This is a genomic window from Sorangium sp. So ce131 (assembly GCF_051519095.1).
GTDB lineage: Bacteria > Myxococcota_A > Polyangia > Polyangiales > Polyangiaceae > Sorangium.
Genome location: NZ_CP150455.1, coordinates 2897035 through 2917606, shown reverse-complemented (window position 1 = coordinate 2917606; position 20572 = coordinate 2897035). Strand labels below are relative to the sequence as shown.

Sequence of the window (20572 nt, the reverse complement as noted above, 5' to 3'; positions counted from 1 at the left end):
GCGCCCAGGCAGCGTGAGCGACGTGGGGTGGGAGCACGCGCCGCCGCTTCATGAAGCGCGCTCGCACCGCCGCGCACGACAGCGCCGGAGGCGCGCGGCGATCTCGGGCGCCGCGGCGCCGCGCGATCCGGCGGCGTCAACCGCCGTCGCGGCCTTCGCTCGAGCGGCCGAGCACCACCCTCGAGAGGGTGCCCAGCAGCACATCGATGTCCACCGGCTTCGGGATGAACACGGCCGCCTTGAGCCGCGCGGCGATGGCCTGGATCTCATGAGGCAGGCGGGCCGAGAAGATCATGAGGGGAGAGCGCGTACCGAGCACCACAAGCTCGGAGACGAACCGATCCGTCGTCATGCCGGGCATCGTCAGATCGAGGAGGACAGCGTGGAAGCGCCGCGCCGCGAGCGCGTCGAGCGCGCCGCGCGCGGTCGCGGTCAGCTCGACCTCGTATCCTTCCAGCGTCAGGAGCTCCTCCAGCATCGCCGCCGTGTCGACGTCGTCCTCTGCGATCAAGATCACGTGCTTGCCGCGCATACCTCCCCCTCGGCCTCTCTCGCGGCGGGGGCCGCTGCCCCGCGCGGCGCGCCGCCGTTCTCCGTCCCTGGCGACGCGCGATGGCGCGCGAGCGCCCTCCGGCGAGCAGCGCGGCGCAGCGCGCGCGACGGAACGCCCGGCGAGAACAGCCCCTCAGGTGAAACGCGCCGCGAGCCCCCGGCGCCGTCGCCGCGGCGCGCCACGCGCAGGCCGGCGACGGCGCGATGCGCGCAGCCAGACAAACCGCCGCTCCCCGCCGGTCTGGTACGTGCTTTTGCCCCCTCTCCCGCCCCGGGCACTATGAAAGCTCGACTGCGCTCCAAATGCAAGAAGGGCGGACCAGGGCGGACCCGGAGCGCGCGCGGCCGCGAGCGAGCGGCGCGCGCAGGGAGCACGAACGGACTCCCCACCAGGCGAGGCACCCTGGTAGACTCCCATGGATGCCTGGCGAACGCCGCGTCGCTCTACTCGCGATGGAGCCAACCATGCCGGACGGTGGGGGGGCCCCGTCCAGCCATGGAATCCGTCGTGTCGAAGCTTCTCTGCTCGCCGCCCCAGAGCTCGCCGGCGTGCCGATCCACGTGATCGACCCGCAGACGAGGGACCCCGACGCGTGGATCGCCGAGGTCGAGACCGTGGACGCGGACGTGGTCGGCCTCGCCGCGCACGTCTGGTCCTTTCCGACCTTCATCGAGATCGCCCGGCACCTGCAGCGCAACCGGCCAGGGCGCACGATCGTCCTCTGGGGCCCGCTCGCGCGCCCCGCGATGTTCGCGCTCGCGCCCTGGCGGGACGCGACGACCTGCATCGACGCCCTCGTGCACGGCAACGAGCTCACGTTCCGGGACATCGTCCTCCTGAGCGATCGCTCTCCCGAGGCGCTGCGCGCGGTGCCGGGGCTGCACCTGCCCACGGCCGACGGCTGGGTCTCGACGGGCGAGGCGCCGCACGTGCCGCCCGACGCGTTGCCCTCGCCGATCCGGATGAAGCTGTTCCCGACCGATCGCGCCGTCCCGCTCGCGATCTGCCGCGGCGGCGCGATGAGCTGCCCGAGCTGCGGCGTGTCCGCGGGCGACGCCGGCGCGGGCGCCTTCTCGGAGGCCTACCTCGTCGAGGAGCTGCGCGCGCTCGCCGCCGCGGGCGCCCCGGGCGCGCAGATCGTGGACGCGCCGCTCAACCTGAACGCGGAGGCGTTCCGGAACCTCGTGGCCGCGGAGAAGCAGGTCGGCTTCTTCAAGCAGGCGGCGCTGATGGCCTCGATCGATCCGGAGCACGTGCACGACGAGCACCTCGACTTCCTCCGCGGCGTCGCGCGCGTGCACCTCGAAGCGCGGCTGCCGCCGCTCACCAAGGACACCGGCGACGGCACGCAGCGCCCCTTCCGCGAGTCGAGGTTCGCGAAGGTGATCGAGGAGCTCTCGACGTTCACGGACATCGAGGTGGACATCCTGCTCGGCCTGCCGGGCGACGGCCCCATCACGTTCCGGCGCACGCTCGAGCGCGCGCGCGAGCTCCCCTGCAAGGTCCGCATCTTCCACTGCCTCGTGCTGCCGGACGACCTCATGACGCGCGCGCCCGCGTCGTTCGAGCTCCGCTTCGACCCCTTCACGCTGATGATGCGCTCCTGCCTCGGCTGGTCGGAGGACGCGCTCTCGCGCGAGCGCAGCCGCCTCATCGAGATGGCGTACCGCGAGGGCGGGGAGATCACGCCGGACATGTGGTCGTTCCCCGGGCCGCGCGAGATGCGGCGGCCGGCCATGCCGCTCGGCAGCGGCGTGGTCCCGCCGGGCGGGGAGATCCGGGTGGAGGGGGCGACGACGCTCGCCCCCGCGGGTCAGGATCTGCAGCGCGTGCTCGAGCTCGGGATCAAGGAGGCGACGTCCGGCGGGTGGACGTTCGTCGAGGCCTCGGCGCGCCCGGGCGAGATCGTCGTCATCATGAAGACGCGGGACGGCGCGCTGGTCGTCGAGATGCGCCCGGCGTCGCCCACCGAGAACGCCTACAAGGTGGTCGACGGCGTCGCGTTCGGTTACCGCTCGCCGCGCGGCGTGAAGATGAGCGACGGCGCGCTCCGCCTGCTCGATCGGGTCCTCCAGCGCCTCCACGCGCCGGCGCGGACGGCGCTCGGCCTGGCGACCCAGGACGGCGGCCCCGGCTCCGCCCGGGTGCGGCGCTTCCGCGCGACGCCCTCGTGACGCCCGCGCCCATCCGGCGAGCACCCACGGCCGCCAGGCGCCGCGCTCGGCGCTGACGCCGTCTCTGCGCGACGGGCTCCCTTGCGCGAGGGGATTGTGTTTCTTCGCGATCCGTGCTCCGTCCGGCGGCGCACGCCCTCGCCGGGCCGGCGCGCGCTCAGGTCTCCGGGCGTCGCCGCTCCACGGGGCTCATCCCGCGGAGGGCCGGGGCGCCCAGCCGCTCGGGGCCGAGCGGCAGGGCGCTCGCGGCGCCGAGGAGGACGGCGAAGGACGTCCGGAGCTCCTCGCCGAAATCGATCCGGAAGAGCGCCATGTCGGGCCGGCTGCGGATATCGCGGATCACGTCGCTGGGATCGCAGACCTGCCGCATCCCGATGACCAGGGCGTACATGCGGATGAGGAGCGGACCGCCCTGCCCGGGAGCGAGCGACGGCAGGCACCGCTCGAGCAGCGCCCCGGTGCGCTCGACGTTCGTGAGGAGGGAGAGCTTGAAGCGGAGGGCGGCCTCGTAGCCGACGTTCTGCTCGAGCACGCTGTGCAGGATGGTGAGCAGGCGCGTCATCGCGCTGCGCGCAGCGAGGCTCGTCGCCAGGAGCACGGCGACGTCGGCGGCGGCGTCCTTCGCCGGCGCCGGGGCGGCGGCGGGCCCGCGACGGGCCCGGGAGGGCCGCGGGCGCGCCGCGGGCGCGTTGCCGCGGGAGGCGTCGAGCGCCAGCAGGTGGAGATTCACGTCCTCGAACCATTTCGTGAGCTCTTGTTCCACGACCGCGAGGAAGAGCTCTTCTTTCGTGGTGAAATAGAGGTAGAGCGTGCCCTTCGCGAGCTTGGTCCGCTCGGCGACCTGGGCCATCGTGACCTCGGGATACGGGGTCTCCTGGAACAGCTGCCAGGCTGCGTCGATGATGATCTGCCGCCGCTCTTCCTTCTGTTCCTCCTTCCGCGCTCTTCGCGTCGAGCTCATGGACTACCGGTTTACGCTGTCTCCAGAAGCGCCGCAATCGAGACCCCCGCGGCGCCTCACCGCGCATATCGAGCGACGCGTCTCGACATGTCGACGAGCGCGATCGTTCAAGCGGTCTATTTTTCTCGTGCCGTGGCTGCGCACATCGCATTTCATCGGACACGGACACACCACGCGCGCCGACGTGGTCCGGGGCGCCGGTGCAGCGCAGAACGCGACATCGGGTTGAAACCTGGCGCGGTGGACGGCGGACGCAGGGAGCGGCAGGACAGTAAAAAAACAGCGCTGCTGTCCGGCACGGAGGGGTCTTGAACGGCGGACTCCTCTTCTTGCGACCCCCGCCGCCGCGCGCGGGCCGCGCCAGTTCGGGCGCTCCCCGGACCGCGCGCCTCAGCCCTCGGCCGTCATCGCCAGGGCCCGGTGGATCACGCGGAGCGCGACGTCGGTGAGGCCATAAGCGTGCAACTCGGGGACGGGCACGAGGGCCACCTCGGAAGCGTCGTCTCCCGGAGACAGGGCACCCCCGATCGGCTCGCCCACGTAATCGAGGATCACGTAGTGATAAGGACTCGCGACGATCTCCACGACCTCCACGAGCGGGCCGACGCGGATTTCGAGGCCCGTCTCCTCGCGGATCTCGCGCGCCACGGCGTCGGCGAGCCGCTCGCCGGGCTCGAGGCGGCCGCCGGGCAGCGACCAGGAGCCCTCCAGCGGGGGGCGAGCGCGCCGGATCAGGAGCACGCGCGGCGCGCCGGACGCGCGCTCGATCACGACCGCGCCGACGGCGACGCGCGGGGGATCCACGGGAGGGCCCGACGCGCCGCTCAAGGGGCCGCGTCCGTGCTGCGGCCGGCCTTGCAGCGGACGTCGCCCGGGGTCGCGACCGTGAGATCGTAGTCGCCCAGCGCGAAGTCCCCCCGGATGCTGACGGCCCCGTCGTAGCGGCCGCGCTCATCGGTCGACAGCGAGCCGATCGTCACGCCCTGCGGCGCGGCGCTCCCGGTCAGGATCACGTCGACGCGGACATGCCCGCACGGCGCCCCGTCGCTGGTGACCTGCCCTTGCAGGTGCAACGGGAACCCGCGGCGGACGTCCTTGTCCACCGCGGTCACGCTCACCTCCGTGCGCTCCGCCGCGCGCTCCGCCGGCTCGTTCGTGGGGGTCGGCGCCGGCGACGCCGAGGGCGGCGGCGCTGCCGAGCCGCTGCTGCTGCCGCTGCCGGCGGGACCCGAGGGCCCCTGCGCGGCCTGCTCGGCGCGGGTGCGGTCCGCGAGATCCTGGCCTGAGTCGCGCTGCTCCGGCCAGCTGTACGGGTCCGGCGGCGGGATGTAGGGCGGACGGCTGGGATCGATCTCCTGGTCCATGTTGAGGGCGGCTCCCCCGAGATCGATGCGGTGCCAGAGCGATCCGTCGAAGACCTCGACCCAGGCGTGCGCCTCGTTCACGACCATGCGCGACGGGATCCCGAGGTGCAGCGCCGTGACGAGGAACGCGAAGGCGCGGTGGCGGCAGACGCCTTTCCGCGAGAGGGCGAGGTCGAGGTAGATGTCGCCGTGCTCCTTGGGCGGCTCGTCCGAGGGCGCGAACGACCGGAAATACTCGACCATCTTCTGCACGGCGGCGCGGGGCCGCATCGCGGTCGAGACGCCGATCGCCTGCGCCACCCGCTTGAACGCCGCCTCGTGGGAGGCCTCTTGCGGCGTCCGGTACCGCTCGAGATCGCTCCACGCCACGTCGGCGAAGTCGCTGCCGAACGTCGCGCGCGCGATCGCGAGCTGCACGACGAGCCGCACGCGCGCGCTCGTCGCGCCGCGCACGAACCAGTTGTCGGCGCCGTCGCGCAGGAGGACGACCGGCGTGGGCGGGTTCACGTGCATGCGCACGAGCCGCGTGTCCGGCCCGACCGTCGGGATCCGGACCGGCTCGTTCGGGACGAGGTCGACCGCGATGTCACCGTAGAACGCCTCGTCGCCCGGCGAGACCGCGCTGTCGTCCTTGATGGGCTTCATGCTCCGGTCGCGCACGACGAGCGAGTAGTCCGCCCGCACGGCGTCGTAGGCTTGCAGCCGCTTGAAGGGCGCGGTCGCGGGGGAGAACGGATCGTCGTAGCGCTCGACGTTCGGCCGGCGGGTGTCTCGATCCGGCTCGTAGGACGCGTCCGGCGAGGCGTCGGCGCCGACGTTGCTGTAGACCTGCTGCTGCTCGCCCGGCGGGCGCTGCGGGTCCGGCGCCGTGGCGAGGCCGCTCGGCGTCCGGATCGCCGCCGGGAGGCCCCCGTCGAGCGTCGTCGTGGCGAGCGAGACGTCCTCCGTCGGATCCGGCGGGATGAACTCGTGCAGGAGCGACCCCTGCGCGTCGGCGAGCGGCGACACCGCGCAGGCGAGCGCGAACGCGAGCAGGCCGCGCGCCCGGCCGGCGAGCCGGCGCCGGGTCGCGGCGGGAGCGGGCGGAGGGGCGAGGCGCGGGCGCGCGGCCGGGAGGGGCATCGGGAGCTTATGGAACCAGAAACCCCGTCGATGTCCACGCCGGCCGTCCGATCGCCGGCCGCGCCGCCCGCGGCTCAGCGCCGGTACATCGCGCCGTCGGCGTGGTGGCGCCGCGGCTGCGGGGCGGAGCGGAGCCGATCGATCGCCTCGGTGGGCTCCCCGCGGGCCGTCAGCTCGGCGGCCAGGACGTCGAGGGCGGGCTGGAAGATGTCGGTCCGCGCGAAGCGGCCGGCGCGGCCGCCGGCCAGGCGCGGCAGGATCGCGACGATGCGCCGCATGCCGTCGGCGTAGCGGCGGGAGATGGCGAGCCGATCGATGAGCGGCTCGAGGAAATCGGCGACCGCCGCCGCGCGGTCGCGGACGCCGTCGCACGCCTCCTTCATCGGCTCGAGGAGCAGGAGGGTCCAGAGCACCGTGTCGTCGAGCGGCCGGTCCTCGGCGGTGCGCCGGTCGACGTAGTCGAGCACGCGCCAGAGGCGCTGGCCCGGACCGTCGTCGCCGCGGTCGTCGTAGAGCAGCGCCGAGACCTCCGGCAGGAGGACGTCGAGGACCCCGGTCTCCCACGCGAGGTAGATGGTGCGGCGCGCCTGACCACCGCGCATGAGGCGCAGGATCTCCTCGGAGAGGCGCGGGCGCGCCGCGAGCGCGAGCGCGTCGCGGCAGTAGACGACGGCGTCGTAGACGTCGGGGGTGATCGCGAAGCCGAGCCGGCCGGCGAACTTGAGCGCGCGCAGGATGCGGATCGGATCCTCGCGGAAGCGCGTCTCCGGATCGCCGATCGTGTGGACCACCTGGCGGCGCACGTCCTCCATGCCGCCGACCCAGTCGAGGATCTGCCGCGCCTCCACGTCGTAGAAGAGCGCGTTGATCCGGAAGTCGCGGCGGAGGGCGTCCTCGTGCGCGACGCCGAACGCGTTGTCGCTCCGGATGAGCAGCTCGCTGCCGTCCTCCGTGTCCTCCTTGGGGTTACGGCGGAAGGTCGCCACCTCGATGACCTTCCCACCCTGGAAGAGGACGTGGACCAGGCGGAACCGCCGGCCGATGATGCGCGAGTTGCGGAACAGCTCGCGCACCTCCTCAGGCCGGGCGCTCGTGGCGACGTCGAAGTCCTTCGGGCGCCGATCCAGCAGCAAGTCCCGCACACAGCCGCCTACCAGGTAAGCCTGGTAGCCGTGGCGGACGAGGCGCCGCACGACCTTCTGGACATCCGGGTCGATCCTCGCTTCGTCGAAGACGACCTGGTAGCGGCGCGGGGTGGGGATGTCCTCGTCGACGAGCTCGACGCGGAACGGATCGGCGTCGAGGGCGCCTGCTTCCGTTGGCATGGGCTCGCTGTCGGGCGCGGCGCGCAGGCCGGCGGCGCTGCGGCGGTCGTAGGTCGGAGGTTCGGCGTCGTGGAGCGCCGATGTGCCGTTGTCAGGAGATGGGGTCGTGCGACCCATAATCAGCAACCGAGAAAGCGGCCAGGCAGAGCCTGGAGGAGTGGAGGGCGACTGGCGCGCGATTCAGGATCCAGGACCCCCCTGGAGAACCGACCCGCGCAGAGGAGGTCCGCGCCCGCGGACCCCGACACCGCGCCGGAGCGCTCGCTTGGCCTGCATCGACCTGGCGAGCTGGTCCGGCTGTCGCCCGGAACAAGAGATGGTAACGGCCGTCTAGCAGGGCTTCGCCGTGGGAGCAAAGCCGAGGCGCAAGGAGGATGACGGAAGCTCCCGGGCGAGCGGGCGTCACGGCTTGGTGCCCCAGTGTCCGATCCCGGAAGCCGGCGCCGCGGCGGCGTCTCCCTGGGCGGCGAGCGGCGCCCCGGCGCTGGCCTCCGGCGTCGCGAGCAGCGAGAGCCGCAGCTCCGCCATGGAGGGGAACCGGCCGCGGGGGTCCTTCACGAGCGCCCTGCGCACGACGGCGTCGAGCTCGCGCGAGATCAGGAGCCCCGGATGCAGCCGGTGCATCGGCGGCGCCGGCTCGCGCCCGTGCTGCTCCGCGATGGCGGGGTACGGGCCCTGGAAGGGGACGCGGCCCGCGAGCATCTCGTAGAGCACGATGCCGAGCGCGTAGACGTCCGCGGCGGGCGCCGCCGGAGCGCCCTGCGCCTGCTCGGGCGCCATGTACTCGGGCGTCCCGACGACGCGCGGGAGCAGCGCGCCCTGCCCCTCGATGAACGCGAACCCGAAGTCGAGCAGCTTGACGATCTCGCGCCCGTCGGCAGCGTGCACGAGGAACACGTTCTCCGGCTTCACGTCGCGGTGGATCACGCCGGCGCGGTGCGCGGCCTCGAGCCCCGCGGCGACGTCGGCCGCGATGCGGACCGCGCGCGAGGGCACGAGGGAGCGGGCGAAGGTCAGCGTGTCGGCGAGGTCGAGGCCGACGAGCAGCTCCATCGCGAAGCACGGCGCGTCGCCGTCGCGCTCGAGCGCCTCGACGCGCAGCACGTTGGGGTGGCGGACGCGCGACGCGGCGTCGGCCTCTCGCTCGAACCGGGCGACGAGCAGCGGGTCGTCCCGCAGCTCCGCGCGGAGCACCTTGACCGCGACGCGCGACGCCGCGCCGTCGTGGGGCCTCGCGGCGCGATCCGCGAGGTAGACGTGGCCGACCCCGCCGCTGCCGAGCAGCTGCACGACGCGGTACTTGTTGCAGAGGAGCTTGCCCACGAGCGCTTCAGCGGCGGCGCGAGCAGGAGGCATGGGATCGAGCGTAGCGCACTCGGCCTTGCAGAGGGCAAAGGCGCGCAGCGGAGCGCGCGGACCTGCCCCGGCGCCAGCGGAACGTGCGCGCCCGCACCTCTCGGCGTCGGCGAGCGGGCGCCACGGGCGGAGCCCCGGCCGCCGCCGCGATGCCGGCCGGGCTGGCTCCACGGCGGGCCTGTGCGCCGGGCGATGACGCGCGCGGTCATGGGCTGCCGGCGATCGGCCGCGGAGGTCCCCGCGACGCACCGTCGCGCGCCGCGGGTCGGGAGGCGCGCGGCCCCGCGCGGCGCGCGCTCCGGCGGCGTGGCCTGCCCGAGCGCAGGGGCGACGCGGAGCGCTCGAAGGACGACGCGGAGCGCTTGAGGTGCGACGCGGAGGCGGCCACGCTTAGCGGCGCATGACCGACGATCGCCGATTCTCCTCCACGGGCGCGCTCGACCTGGACGCGGAGGGCGCTGCCGTGGCCAGGACCTCCACAGGCCCGAGCGCCCCGGCCGCCGCGCGGCACGCGCCGCTCCGCTGGAAGAAGAACCTCGCGCTCTTCTGCTTGACGGTCGTCTCGGTGTTCATCGCCGGCACCCTCTGGGCGCCGATCGCGACGCAAGACGACAGCCTGCTCTCGTTCGTGAAGGCGCTGCCGCAGGCGTGGCCGTTCGCGGTGCCGTTCCTCTCGATCCTGCTGGCGCACGAGTTCGGACACTACTTCGCGGCGCGCGCGCACGGGGTGGAGGCGTCCCTGCCCTACTTCATCCCGCTCCCCGTCGTGAGCCCGCTCGGCACCATGGGCGCGGTGATCTCGATGAAGGGCACGATCAAGTCGCGCAACGCGCTGCTCGACATCGGCGCGTCCGGTCCGCTGGCGGGCCTCGCGGTGGCGATCCCGGTCCTCTTCGTGGGCCTGATGCAGTCGGAGGTGCACGCGACGTCGGGACCGGCGCTGCAGGAGGGCAGGAGCCTGCTCTACCTCCTGCTGCGGCGGGTCGCGGTCGGCCCGATCCCGGAGGGCCACGACGTCTTCCTCGGCCCCGCCGCGATGGCGGGGTGGGCCGGGCTGCTGATCACGGCGTTCAACCTGTTCCCTGTCGGTCAGCTCGACGGCGGTCACGTCGCCTACGCGCTCTTCGGCAAGCGGCAGGACCGCTACAGCCGCGCCGCGCACTTCCTGATGCTCGCGCTCTTCCTCGGCAACGTCGCCTACTTCACGCGCCACTTCCGCGCGGAGGGGCTGCCGGGCGCGCTCTCTGCGGCGGTCGCGAACGGGATGCCGTGGCTCACCTGGTTCGGCGTGGTCTACCTGATGCTGCGCGTGGGCGGCCGGGAGCACCCGCCCACGGAGCCCGGCGAGCTGTCGCCGGGGCGCAGGGCGATCGCTGTGGTCACGCTGATCTTCTTCGTGCTGCTGCTGATGCCGACCCCGTTCGGCACCTACTGAGCGCGCCCGCTCAGGCCTTCGGCGCGCTGAACTTCGCCCGGAGGGCGTCGCAGACGACGGCGGGCGCGTAGTGGCTGACGTCGCCCCCGTGGCTCGCGATCTCGCGCACGAGCGACGCCGAGACGAACCCGTAGTGGGTGCGGGTCGGCAGGAAGACCGTGTCGACGCCGGGGAGCATGTCCGCGTTCGCGTGGGCGATCTGCAGCTCGTACTCGAAGTCGGTCGCCGCGCGCAGCCCGCGCACGATGACGCGCGCGCCGACGCGCTGGCAGTACTGGATGAGCAGCCCCTCGAACGAGTCGATCCGCGCGTTCGCCACCTCGCTCGTCGTCTGGCGCAGGAGCTCCAGCCGCTCCGAGTAGGTGAACAGCGGGCTCTTCGTCGGATGCCGGCCGACGGCGATGATCACCTGATCGAACAGCTTCGACGCCCGCTGGATCAGGTCGAGGTGGCCGAAGGTGATCGGATCGAAGCTCCCTGCGTAGACCGCCAGAATCTCCTTGGACATCGCGCTCACCGATCGGGCGTCCGCCGGGGAGCCCCCGCAGGCGGCGCAGGCGCGGCGGGCCGGGCCGGCGCGGCGGTGGGCGGCGCGGGCGCGGCGGCGGGCGGCGCGGGCGCGGCTGCGGGCGGCGCAGGCGGCGCCTGGGTCCCGCGCGCGCCGGGCTCGGCTGCGGGGCCGGCAGGCGCGGCGGGCGCCTGCCCCTCGTTGACGGGCGCGGGCGCCGGCTCGCCGCCCTGGAGCACCTTGTTCACGGCGGTGTCGTCCTCGATCCACATGAGCCGGCCGCCATCGCCGAAGGTGATGCGGAAGTAGGCGAGCAGGCCGGCGCCGAGGACGCCGTCCAGGTCGAGCTGGAGCTGCTTCTCGACCTGCTGGATCGGCGCCCCGTACACCGCCGGGACCTTGGGGATCTCGAGCGCGCCGAGCCGCAGCATCGGCACGACGCCCTGCTTCAGCTTCTGCTCCGGATCCTGCTCGACCGCCTTCAGCCCGTCGGCCTCGAAGCCGGCCTTCTTCCAGCCCTCCTTGTCGAGCGCGACCGGGAACGTCATCGCGGTGTCGACGAGCATCGGCCCCTGCACCGCCTTGTCGGGGCCGACGCTGCTCCGCAGCACCATGCCGCCGCCCTTGATGAAGACGACGTCGACGCGCGTCGCGTCCGGCGGCGCCGGCGGGGAGAAGCTGCGCGCCACGAACTGGCGGCCGCTGTAGTCGATCGTCGCGTTGAGGTGCCGGAGCAGGTTCACCCCGAGCAGCGCCTTGATCGGCGCGCCCATCTGCTTCGAGATGCCCGACAGGTCCTGCGTGAGCGCGGGGACGTCGTTGACCTCGAGCTTCTTGCCGAAGCGCAGGGAGACCCAGCTCGGCTCCTTGCGCGTGCTGCTGTCGATGACCACCTCGCCCGTCCCGGTGGACACCATCGCGAGCGCCGACTCGCCGTCGATCTCGACCGGGACCACGAAGAACGGGGCGCCCGGGTTGACGTGGGGCATCTCGATCGCCGCGAGGAGCGCGCCCGAGAGGGTGAACGGCGCGCGACCCGCCCCGCGCCGCGCGAGCCTGGCGATCGATTTCGCCCAGTCGTCGACCACGTCCGGGTCGTCGAGCATCGCCTCGAGCTCGTCGGCGGCGGCGTCGAGGTCGCCCTTGTACCAGAGGGCGCGGCCGCGGAGGCCGGCGGCCTCGGAGCCGGGCACGCCCCTGAGCAGGCGCAGCGCCTCGGCGTAGTCGAGCCGCGCGAGCGCGATGCGCCCGGCGAGCAGGCGGGCCTCGGGATCGGCGGGGACGATCGCCAGCGCCTTCGCGACCGCGTCGCGCGCGTTGTCGACGTCGGCGGACAGGAACTCCTGCCGGGCGCGGGCGAGCCACTTCTCCGCGGTCGGCGGGCGGGCGGACTCCGGACCGAGCATCGTCGAGCACGAGGCGAGGAGGGTCGCGGCCAGCAAGCCGCCGAGGCGAACGGCAAGGGAGCGCCTCGTCGGCGCGGTTCGGTTCGGATGGATTCGCACGTGGATCTCAGGCCCTTCGCGCCGCGCCGTCCGGTCCGGGCTCCCCCGGCGAGATCGGCTCGATCGCCAGGATGCGATCGGCCCGGAGCTCGCGACGGCTGCGCGACGGCAGCAGATAGCCGAGAACCCGGGGTGGGTCGAGGTCCGTTCGCACCCCCGTCACCCGCACGAGCAGCTCCTCCGGCCCGCGGCGCGCCGGCCGGTACCGCACGCGCACCGTCGCCGCGTGCTCGGCCGCCAGGACCGCCGCGGCCACGAGCGCCGGCCGGGCGTGGCGCTCGCCGATCCGGACGTGCCACAGATCGCGCGGCGTGCGCGGGGCGAGCACCTCCACGATCTTGCGGAACACGGCGCGCAGGGCGTGGACGTCGTCCTCGGCGCGGTGAGCGCGCTCGCGGTGCACCCCGAGCTCCCGGCACAGGGACTCGAGGCTGTGGCTCGGCAGGGCGAAGGCCCGGCGCGAGAGCACGAGCGTGTCGAGGTAGAACGGCACCCGCCTCGCCCGGCCCGCCCTCGCGAGCTCCGCCTCGAGGAACGCGACGTCCCACGCCGCCGCGTGCGCGACGAGCACCGCGCCCTCCATCACCTGCTCGACGCGCTCGCAGAGCTCGGGGAACGTGGGCGCGCCCGCGAGCTCCCGCGGGTCGATGCCGTGCACGTGCGCGTTGCCGAACGCGCCGGGCTCGGGCCGCACGAGCGACGTGATCGCGTCCTCGCGCGCGTCGCCCCGCGTCCGCTCGGCGCACACCTCGATCACGCGGTCGCTCTCCGGGCGGAGGCCCGTCATCTCGAGATCGACGAACACGAGCGCCGCGCGCTCGATCGGATCGTCCCAGGGCGAGCCGGCGGGGGGCTCCGCGCCGGCCGCGCGCTCTGGCTCCGCTCCTTGGCGCTGCTCTGTCATCCGACCTGCTTCCCCCCCACGGCGGCTCGACCCCGGAGACGACCGTCCTTCGGCATGGCCGCGTCTTAGCGAAACCGGCGCCCGACCGAAAGCCATCCGCCGCGCGGGGGATCTCGCGCCCGGTCCGTGCTGTCCGGGCGCCGCCGCGCGGCCTGGATGTTCACCGGCGCTTTCGTTGCTACACTGCCTGACGTGCCGAACGGGGTAGCGACAGTCCCGGGGGGCCCTCCTGACGAGGAGCCCGACCTCGGCGACGACTTTCCTGGGTTCCGCCGCGACCGGAGGACCGAGCCGCTCGATCTCCCCGTCCTCGTGGTGAACCGCATCTTCCAGCCTGTACAGATCACGACGGCGCGGCGCGCCTTCCTGCTGCTCTTCGGCGGCTCGGCCCTCGCCGTCGACGAGGCCGGCGAGCTGCACGACTTCTCGGCCTGGCGGAGCCTGCCGGTGCGCGACAAGGACGACGGCCTCCCGGTGGTCGGCGGCTCGCTCCGCGTCCCGCGCGTCCTGCACCTGCGCCGCTACGATCGCATGCGACGCCCGACGATCCGGCTCACGCGGAAGAACGTGATGCTCCGCGACGCGCACCAGTGCCAGTACTGCGCGCGCCGCCCGCCCGTCCGCGACCTGAACATCGACCACGTGCTCCCCCGGTCGCGCGGCGGCGAGGACTCGTGGGAGAACCTCGTGACCGCCTGCCGCACGTGCAACCTCCGGAAGGGCTGGCGCACGCCCGACGAGGCGAGCATGCGGCTCATCCGCCAGCCGCTCCCGCCGCGCTGGTCGTCGACCATGCAAATCCTGCTCGGCTCGCCGCACCCGTTCGACGAGTGGAGCCCCTTCCTCAAGGCCGGCTGAGCGCGCGCCCTCGCCGGCGCGGCCGCGGCGCCGCGATCGGCCGCGGGAGGCCCGCGTCGCCGAGGTGGAGGGTCACGGGGTCACGGTGATCCTCCCCGCGTCGTCGCAGTACGCGACGGCCCTCCACCCGTCCCCGGTGCAGAGGAAGAAATCGAGGCAGCCGGTCCAGCACGCGGTCGCCGCGCACGTCTCGGCTGCGTCCGCGGGGCAGTCCGGCTCCTGCAGCGCGGGCTCGCAGCCCGAGGCCTCCCCGGCGCGATCGAGCGCCACGACCTCGCAGTCGCCGCCCGGACCGCCGCCCGCGCCCGCGTCCTGCCCGGCCTCGCCGGCGCGATCGCAGCGCACGGCCGCCGTCCAGGTCCCGTCGATGCAGTCGTAGAGGGCCTGGCAGACCGCGTCGTCGCAGCTCCCCCCGCGGCCGATCGGGCACCCTCCCTGCGGGATCTCCCCGCAGAGGCGCGGCTCGGCGATCGGGTCGCACCCTGCCGGCGCGAGGGCGGCGACGACGGCGCCGGCCGCGAAAAACAGCGGGATCTTCAAGAGGCTGCCCCGTGGAGGCGCGCATTGTCGGCGGGGTGAGCAGAAAAACGCAAGGCGCCTCGCCTCCGCTCGGACGAACCGTTTAGTATGCGCGCCATGCGTCCCTGCGCCACCGCCAGCGCCGTATTCACCGGAGTCCTCCTCGCCGCGGTCACGTTCGCGGCCTGCTCGGGCGGCACCACGCCCTCGCAGCCGCCCGACAGCGCGCCGGTCGGCGCAGCCTCGCCGTCGCCGCAGCCCGCCGAGCAGCCCGCCGCCAGCCCGGCCGCGCCCGACGAGGCCGCCGCCGCGGCGCCTGCGGCGGCGCAGGCGCAGCCGGCCCGGCCCGCGGGCCCCAAGAAGGCCCCCGAGACGGTCGAGGACTGCAAGTCGCTCGGCACCGAGATCGCGAACGAGCCGCCGGACGGCGGGGTCGTGATGAACAACGCGATGACGTCGGCCGACGCGGGATCGAGCGATCGCCTGCAGCCGCTCGTCGACACGATCAAGGCGAGGCGCGACAGCTTCCGCTGCTGCTTCGATCTCTACGCCCGCAAGAACCCGGGCGCGCAGGGCAGGATCACCTGGCAGCTCAAGCTGAAGCCCGACGGCACCTTCGAGGAAGCGACCATCGTGCGCGAGAAGAGCGACGTGACCGCGCCGCAGGTGGAGTCCTGCATGGCGGAGCTCGCGAAGTCGATCCCCTGGGCGCGCTCGCCGAGCGGCAAGGAGACCGTCCTGACCTACCCCTTCGACTTCAAGCGACGCAACTAGCCGCGCGCCGCCTTCGAGGAGCACGCCTGTGTCGAGCGACGCTTCGGGGATCCTGCGCGGATCGAGCTCGAGCTACCCCGGCCGCAACGCCTACGCCGAGCTGCTCCGCGACACCCGCGGACTGCGGCGCGAGCAGCAGCAGGCTCGCGAGGCGTGGTTCGCGCGGCTCGCGGCCGACAAGAAGGAGGAGACGCTCTTCGAGCTCGAGATCCTCCTGAAGGGCGTCGCCTGCTTCGCCAACCCGAGGAACCACCCGGGCGCCGGGCGGCGTCAGACGATCGTCAGCCACGACTTCCACGAGCACCTGCAGCACGCGCGCGACGGCATGGCGCGCGTCGTCCAGCTGACGCGGTCCATGCTCGGCGATCGCGACCGCGCCTTCGTCTTCCAGCGCTACCTGGAGACGGTGCTCCCGGAGGACACCGCGCGCACGCGGCTGCTCCACGCGACCATGGCGCAGGAGTCGCCGGAGTCGAGCCTCTTCGTGCTGCGGCACGGGTTCACGAACCTCATCGAGGTCGCCGGCGGCCTGCTCCGGCTGCCTCGGGTCAATTTCAGGCTCTTCTACGCCCACCTCGCGACGGCGATGCGGGAGATCGCCCAGAGCGCGTTCTTCAACCCGCTCCACGCGCTCGAGTTCCGCCCCGAGTTCGACCGGATCGCGTCGACGCAGGTGCTCGAGCTGATCCACCGCGTGCCCGGCGAGCAGGCGCACCGCCTCGTCGCGCTCACCTTCCTCGCGCTGTTCAGGATGCTCCGGTACCTCCGGCTGCTCGACGTCATCGCGCTCGACCACGCGGATCGCCACGTCGCCGGGCGCGCGTACCTCGTGCTCGCGGTCCTGCGCAGCGACGCCCGCGCGCTCTCGAACTACCTCCGGCGCCGCGCGGGCGCGCTGCTCGCCGACAGCTTCGAGCGCGACCTCCTGCGCGTGCCCGCGAGCGACGTCGTGGCGCGCCACGACGAGCTCGCCGCCGAGGGCCACCGCCTCCTCTCGACGAAGGCCGCGCTGACCGGGCTCGCCGCGAACCTCAGGCTCGAGATGCGCCGCGCCTTCGAGCACGACCTCCCGACCGCCGACGCGCTGGTCGGCGAACCCGAGCTCCGCATGCGCCTCCGCGCCGTCGCGCACGGCCTGCGCCCCGCGCTGCAGAACGCGATCCTCTTCCTCGGCCGATCGCTCGGCGCGAAGCTCGAGGAGGGCCGCGTCTTCGACGATCATGCGGCGCGGCGCGCGACGAGCGACCGCCTCCGGCGCGACGTGTGGATGTTCGCCCAGATCGCGCGCGCGTTCGCGAGCAAGGCGCGGAGCACCGGCCCCGCGCCCGATCGGTGGACGGGCATCGCGAGCTTCGCGTTCGTCCGCGAGTTCCTCTCGTACTTCCGGGCGATGGGTTACCCGCTGCTCCGGGTGGGCGACTACCCGCGCGTCGACGTGTTCATCGCGGCCATGACGGCGCTCGAGGAGAGCGACCTGCTCGATCCCCAGCGGCTCGACGCCGCGATCCATGAGTGCGAGGCGTTCTACGAGTTCCTGATGAAGCTGTTCGAGCAGATCTCGAAGCGCGAGGACCTCGCCGGCGTCCCGTTCGATCGCAAGGGCGCAGCGCGCGCCCTCCGGCTCTACCTAGGCGAACGCACCTGAGGGCGCCCGGCGTCCTCAGCGCCGCCCGCGGCCGCTCGCGCTGCAGGGCGCCGCGCGGCGCTGCGCCTGCTCGACAGCGCCCGCCTCTCGGAGCGCGCGCCTCTCGCGGCGGGGCCGCCGCCAGAGCGGCGTCATCGCCTGCGCCGCGCGCGCCTCGGGCCCTGGCCGAGCGACCGATGCCGCCCGCGGCCTCACCCCCGGCGTCCTAGGGAACCTTGTCTCTCGTCGCGGCCGGCTGGTCCGCGCGTTGCGCCTCGACCTGCTGAGGTTCGCGAGGCGCGTCCGCGTGTCGCGGCGCCTTATTCCGACTCGTCGGACGGGGCGGAGCTCGCGGGCGCCGGGGCCGGCGTGCTCTTGCGGGCGCCGCGGGTGCTCGCGCCCTTGGCCGGCGCGCGCTTCGCGGCGCCGCCAGCGCGGCCGCCGCGCGGCGCGGCCGCCTTCTTCGGCGCAGCCGTCCGCTTGCCGGCGGCCTTCGCCTTGCGCTTCGGAGCGGCCTTCTTGGCGGGCTTCTTGGCGGCGGCGCGCTTCGGCGTCTTCTTGGCGGCGGCGCGCTTCGGGGCGGCCTTCTTCGCTGCCTTCCGCGCCGGCTTCTTCGCGACCTTCCCGGCCTTCGCGGCGGCCGGCTTCTTGGCCGACTTCGTCACCTTCTTCGCAGGCTTCTTCGCGGTCTTCTTAGCAGCCATTGGAAATCCTCCTGCATTTGCCCCGGCCCGACCGGCATCGCCGAACGTTCTCGTCGATACAATTTCCCGACCGAAGCAACAGATGTTGCACGACGTATATTGCCACGCATGGTGATGGTCAAGGAAAATCTTGCAGGCCCTAAACTGATGTATCCCGTGTGTTCCAGGCAAACTGGTCCGCAAGCGTTGCGAGGGTAAACGCCGGATCAGGCCGTAGTGAAATCCACCAGACCACACCGGAAGAACGATTCTCGTTGACAGCAGGTAGGCGTTCTGTCTTGGCGTCCTCCGCGTTCCTCCGGCGGCTGCGCGGCTGCGCGGCGCGGCGAGCGGCCCCGGAGAGCTCATGCTCGCACGGAGCACGCGCGGTGCGCAGGCTCTAGAGAGCCTTGTGCGGTGAGGGGCGCCTCGCTACCGTCGCGCCGCCCGCGCGGGGCGCGCCGCTCGATGGGCAGATCCCCGCGCTGCTCTAGGAGGAAAGGTATGTTGGTTCGTCGCTCGACGTCGTGGTTGTTGCTGGGCGCAGCGCTCCTTGCCGGCCCGGGGGCGGCCGGGTGCGGCTACTCGGAGGAGGAGATGCAGGCGAAGGTCCGCGAGATCGAGGGCCTGAAGACCCAGCTGAGCGCCGAGCAGGCGCAGAACAAGAAAGCGAAGAGCGAGCTCGACGAGGCGGCCGCCCGGATCGAGCAGCTCAAGTCCCAGCTCAAGGCCGCCGGCGTCGACATCTCGAACCTGAACGCGAACCTGGAGCAGCAGGCCCGCGCCCTCGACGACTTCCGGCGCCGCGCCCAGCAGCTCGAGGAGATCAAGAAGCGCTTCGAGGTCCTGCGGGAGAAGCTCCAGGCGCTCACGAAGCTCGGCCTCAACGTGACCGTCCGCAAGAACCGCATGGTCATCCAGCTGCCGGGCGACGTGCTCTTCGACTCGGGCCGCGAGACGCTCAAGAAGGAGGGCCAGGACATCCTCGTCAAGGTGGCCGAGGTCATCCGGAACGACCCCGGGCTCTCGGCCCGGTCGTTCCAGGTCGCCGGGCACACCGACAACGCGCCGCTCGCGGGCGGCCGCTTCAAGGACAACTGGGGCCTCAGCGTGATGCGCGCCCGCGAGGTGCTCGCGTTCCTGCTCCAGCCCCAGGACAAGGGCGGCGGCGGCCTCCAGCCGGACAAGTGGAGCGCCTCGGGCTACGGCGACACCGACCCCGTGAAGGCCAACGACACCCCGGAGAACAAGCAGGCGAACCGGCGGTGCGAGCTCGTGGTGCTGCCGAACGTCGAGGAGATGCTCGACCTCAACACGCTCGTGAAATAGGCGCTGGAAGGAAGAAGAAGATGAGCGTCGCGGCCATCGACATCGGGACGAACTCGGTCCTCCTGCTCGTCGCGGAGCGCCGCGGGGGCGAGCTCGTCGCGCTCGTCGATCGCGCGACGATCACCCGGCTCGGCCAGGGGGTGGACGCGGCGCGCGCGCTCGCGCCGGAGGCCGTGGAGCGCACGCTCGCCTGCCTCGCCCGCTACGGCGAGGAGCTCAGGGCCCTCGGGGTCGAGCGCGTGGACGCCGTCGGGACCAGCGCGATGCGCGACGCCGCCGGCGGCGAGGCGTTCATCGCCCGCGCCCGCGAGCTGATCGGCGTCGCGCCGCGCGTGATCTCCGGGCCGGAGGAGGCGGAGCTCACGTTCGCCGGCGCGCTGACGGGGCTCGACCTGCCGACCGGAGCGCCCCGGATCGTGTTCGACGTGGGCGGCGGCAGCACGGAGATCATCGTCGGCACCGCCGCCGGGGCCGTCGAGCACGCGGTGAGCCTCGACGTCGGCGCCGTCCGCCTGACCGAGCGTCACGTGCGCGCGGACCCGCCGGCCGAGGCGGACCTCGAGGCCGTCCGCGCGGCTTCCCGGGCCGCCCTGGCGGCCGTCCGGGCGGAGCCGCTCCGCGCCGCGCCCCCCCTGGTCGGCGTCGCGGGGACGGTGACGACCCTCGCCGCGCTCGCGCGCGACGTCGTCCCTTACGACGGCGCCCGCGTGCACGGCGCCCGGCTGTCCGGCGCCGAGATCGCGGCCCTCACGTCGCGGCTCGCCTCCCTGCCGCTCGCCGCGCGGCGGCAGCTGCCCGCCCTGGATCCCGCGCGCGCCGACGTGATCGTGGCCGGCAGCGCGCTCGTCGAGGAGATCCTCGCCTGGGCCGCGAAGCTCGCCGGCGCGCCGGTCGACCTCCTCGTGTCCGATCGCGGCGTGCGCTGGGGGCTCGCCGAGCGGCTCTGCCCTTCCTGAGTTTCCCGATTCGCTGAACACCGGACGGACTCAGCGCTCACCGGGCGTACGGGCTGCGCCGCGGGCACAGCGATGGCTGTCACATTTTTGAGTCATCTCACCCAGGTCAGGTCTGCCACCTCTCCCGGAGAGGCCCGCTCTGCCCTAAACTAGGGGCGGGCCAGCGCGCACCCGCGTGGACACCTCCACTGGCACACACCGTGACCTCGCCGGAATTCGACAAAAAAACCAGAACGATCACGCGGCCATGGGTCAACCACGGGGAATTTTGTTGACGGTACTGAGCCGGCTCACTAGAGTGCGCGCGCCTGGCGCAAACTGGCCCTCTTTCGAGAGGGCCGTTCCCCCAACCTCAGTCCCTTCCGCCCGTAACCGTCCGCTTCTACCGCCGCTGATCCACATTTTTCCTTGCGCGCCGGAGCATCGAGCCCTCGAGGGTCGTGACGGCAGCGTTCGTGCTTTTGCTGCTCGCACGGCAGCTTCGAGAGGCGGCTCCTGGTGGTTTTCTCGGAATGCGCGACGGTGTGTGTCGGTTTTGCGGGTCCAGGTTCAACCGCATGTTCAACGTACGCTTCCCGGTGAGGATACCGGGAGGCCGACGAAAAAATAAAGAGACGGCGGG

General features: G+C 73.1%; 18 protein-coding genes. 7 read left to right on the top strand and 11 right to left on the bottom strand.

Features of this window, described 5'->3' with window-relative positions; genetic code table 11:
• Positions 1-136: 136 nt before the first annotated feature.
• Complete coding sequence (locus tag WMF43_RS10825) at positions 137-532, bottom strand: response regulator (protein ID WP_437679517.1); 396 nt, start codon at positions 530-532, stop codon at positions 137-139.
• Positions 533-1017: 485 nt separating this feature from the next.
• Here WMF43_RS10825 and WMF43_RS10820 point away from each other — a divergent pair, with 485 nt between their 5' ends.
• On the top strand, positions 1018-2727 hold the full coding sequence (locus WMF43_RS10820) for an oxidoreductase (protein ID WP_437679515.1): 1710 nt from the start codon (positions 1018-1020) through the stop codon (positions 2725-2727).
• 157 nt (positions 2728-2884) lie between these two features.
• Here the strand turns inward: WMF43_RS10820 and WMF43_RS10815 are convergent, their stop codons facing one another.
• The 5 genes from WMF43_RS10815 to WMF43_RS10795 form a co-directional block, all read right to left on the bottom strand.
• Positions 2885-3688, bottom strand: a complete 804-nt coding sequence (locus tag WMF43_RS10815) for a TetR/AcrR family transcriptional regulator (protein ID WP_437679514.1) — start codon at positions 3686-3688, stop codon at positions 2885-2887.
• A gap of 390 nt (positions 3689-4078) precedes the next feature.
• Entirely contained in the window at positions 4079-4492 is a 414-nt protein-coding gene (locus WMF43_RS10810) for an NUDIX hydrolase (RefSeq protein ID WP_437679512.1), read from the bottom strand.
• A 20-nt stretch (positions 4493-4512) separates the two neighbouring features.
• Entirely contained in the window at positions 4513-6174 is a 1662-nt protein-coding gene (locus WMF43_RS10805) for a transglutaminase-like domain-containing protein (RefSeq protein ID WP_437679510.1), read from the bottom strand.
• A 74-nt stretch (positions 6175-6248) separates the two neighbouring features.
• A complete protein-coding gene (gene pcnB, locus WMF43_RS10800; protein WP_437679508.1) occupies positions 6249-7616 on the bottom strand; it encodes a polynucleotide adenylyltransferase PcnB in 1368 nt (455 codons plus the stop codon).
• A gap of 285 nt (positions 7617-7901) precedes the next feature.
• Positions 7902-8855 (bottom strand): serine/threonine-protein kinase, encoded by a 954-nt coding sequence (locus WMF43_RS10795; protein ID WP_437679506.1) that lies wholly within the window; start codon positions 8853-8855, stop codon positions 7902-7904.
• A gap of 400 nt (positions 8856-9255) precedes the next feature.
• Here WMF43_RS10795 and WMF43_RS10790 point away from each other — a divergent pair, with 400 nt between their 5' ends.
• Complete coding sequence (locus WMF43_RS10790; RefSeq protein ID WP_437679504.1) at positions 9256-10290, top strand: site-2 protease family protein; 1035 nt, start codon at positions 9256-9258, stop codon at positions 10288-10290.
• Positions 10291-10300: 10 nt separating this feature from the next.
• Here WMF43_RS10790 and coaD read toward each other — a convergent pair whose 3' ends face one another.
• From coaD to WMF43_RS10775, 3 genes are all read right to left on the bottom strand, one after another.
• On the bottom strand, positions 10301-10798 hold the full coding sequence (coaD, locus tag WMF43_RS10785) for a pantetheine-phosphate adenylyltransferase (protein ID WP_437679502.1): 498 nt from the start codon (positions 10796-10798) through the stop codon (positions 10301-10303).
• Positions 10799-10803: 5 nt separating this feature from the next.
• Positions 10804-12240 carry a tetratricopeptide repeat protein gene (locus WMF43_RS10780; protein ID WP_437679500.1) on the bottom strand — a complete coding sequence of 479 codons (1437 nt, stop codon included), beginning with the start codon at positions 12238-12240 and terminating at the stop codon, positions 10804-10806.
• 70 nt (positions 12241-12310) lie between these two features.
• On the bottom strand, positions 12311-13207 hold the full coding sequence (locus WMF43_RS10775; protein WP_437679498.1) for a 3'-5' exonuclease: 897 nt from the start codon (positions 13205-13207) through the stop codon (positions 12311-12313).
• 192 nt (positions 13208-13399) lie between these two features.
• On the opposite strand from WMF43_RS10775, the gene WMF43_RS10770 reads away from it, so the two are divergent.
• On the top strand, positions 13400-14065 hold the full coding sequence (locus WMF43_RS10770) for an HNH endonuclease (RefSeq protein ID WP_437679497.1): 666 nt from the start codon (positions 13400-13402) through the stop codon (positions 14063-14065).
• A gap of 72 nt (positions 14066-14137) precedes the next feature.
• Here the strand turns inward: WMF43_RS10770 and WMF43_RS10765 are convergent, their stop codons facing one another.
• A complete protein-coding gene (locus tag WMF43_RS10765; protein WP_437679495.1) occupies positions 14138-14605 on the bottom strand; it encodes a hypothetical protein in 468 nt (155 codons plus the stop codon).
• A 96-nt stretch (positions 14606-14701) separates the two neighbouring features.
• On the opposite strand from WMF43_RS10765, the gene WMF43_RS10760 reads away from it, so the two are divergent.
• Positions 14702-15358, top strand: a complete 657-nt coding sequence (locus WMF43_RS10760) for an AgmX/PglI C-terminal domain-containing protein (RefSeq protein ID WP_437679493.1) — start codon at positions 14702-14704, stop codon at positions 15356-15358.
• A gap of 28 nt (positions 15359-15386) precedes the next feature.
• The gene (locus WMF43_RS10755) at positions 15387-17003 is read left to right on the top strand and encodes a hypothetical protein (protein WP_437679491.1); all 1617 of its coding nucleotides are present in this window, start codon (positions 15387-15389) and stop codon (positions 17001-17003) included.
• A gap of 299 nt (positions 17004-17302) precedes the next feature.
• On the opposite strand, the gene WMF43_RS10750 is transcribed toward WMF43_RS10755, so the two are convergent.
• Entirely contained in the window at positions 17303-17686 is a 384-nt protein-coding gene (locus tag WMF43_RS10750; protein ID WP_437679490.1) for a histone H1, read from the bottom strand.
• Positions 17687-18169: 483 nt separating this feature from the next.
• On the opposite strand from WMF43_RS10750, the gene WMF43_RS10745 reads away from it, so the two are divergent.
• Together WMF43_RS10745 and WMF43_RS10740 are read left to right on the top strand one after the other, a co-directional pair.
• The gene (locus tag WMF43_RS10745) at positions 18170-18994 is read left to right on the top strand and encodes an OmpA family protein (protein ID WP_437679489.1); all 825 of its coding nucleotides are present in this window, start codon (positions 18170-18172) and stop codon (positions 18992-18994) included.
• Between the two features lie 20 nt (positions 18995-19014).
• Positions 19015-19950, top strand: a complete 936-nt coding sequence (locus tag WMF43_RS10740; RefSeq protein WP_437679488.1) for a Ppx/GppA phosphatase family protein — start codon at positions 19015-19017, stop codon at positions 19948-19950.
• The last annotated feature ends 622 nt before the right edge of the window (positions 19951-20572 follow it).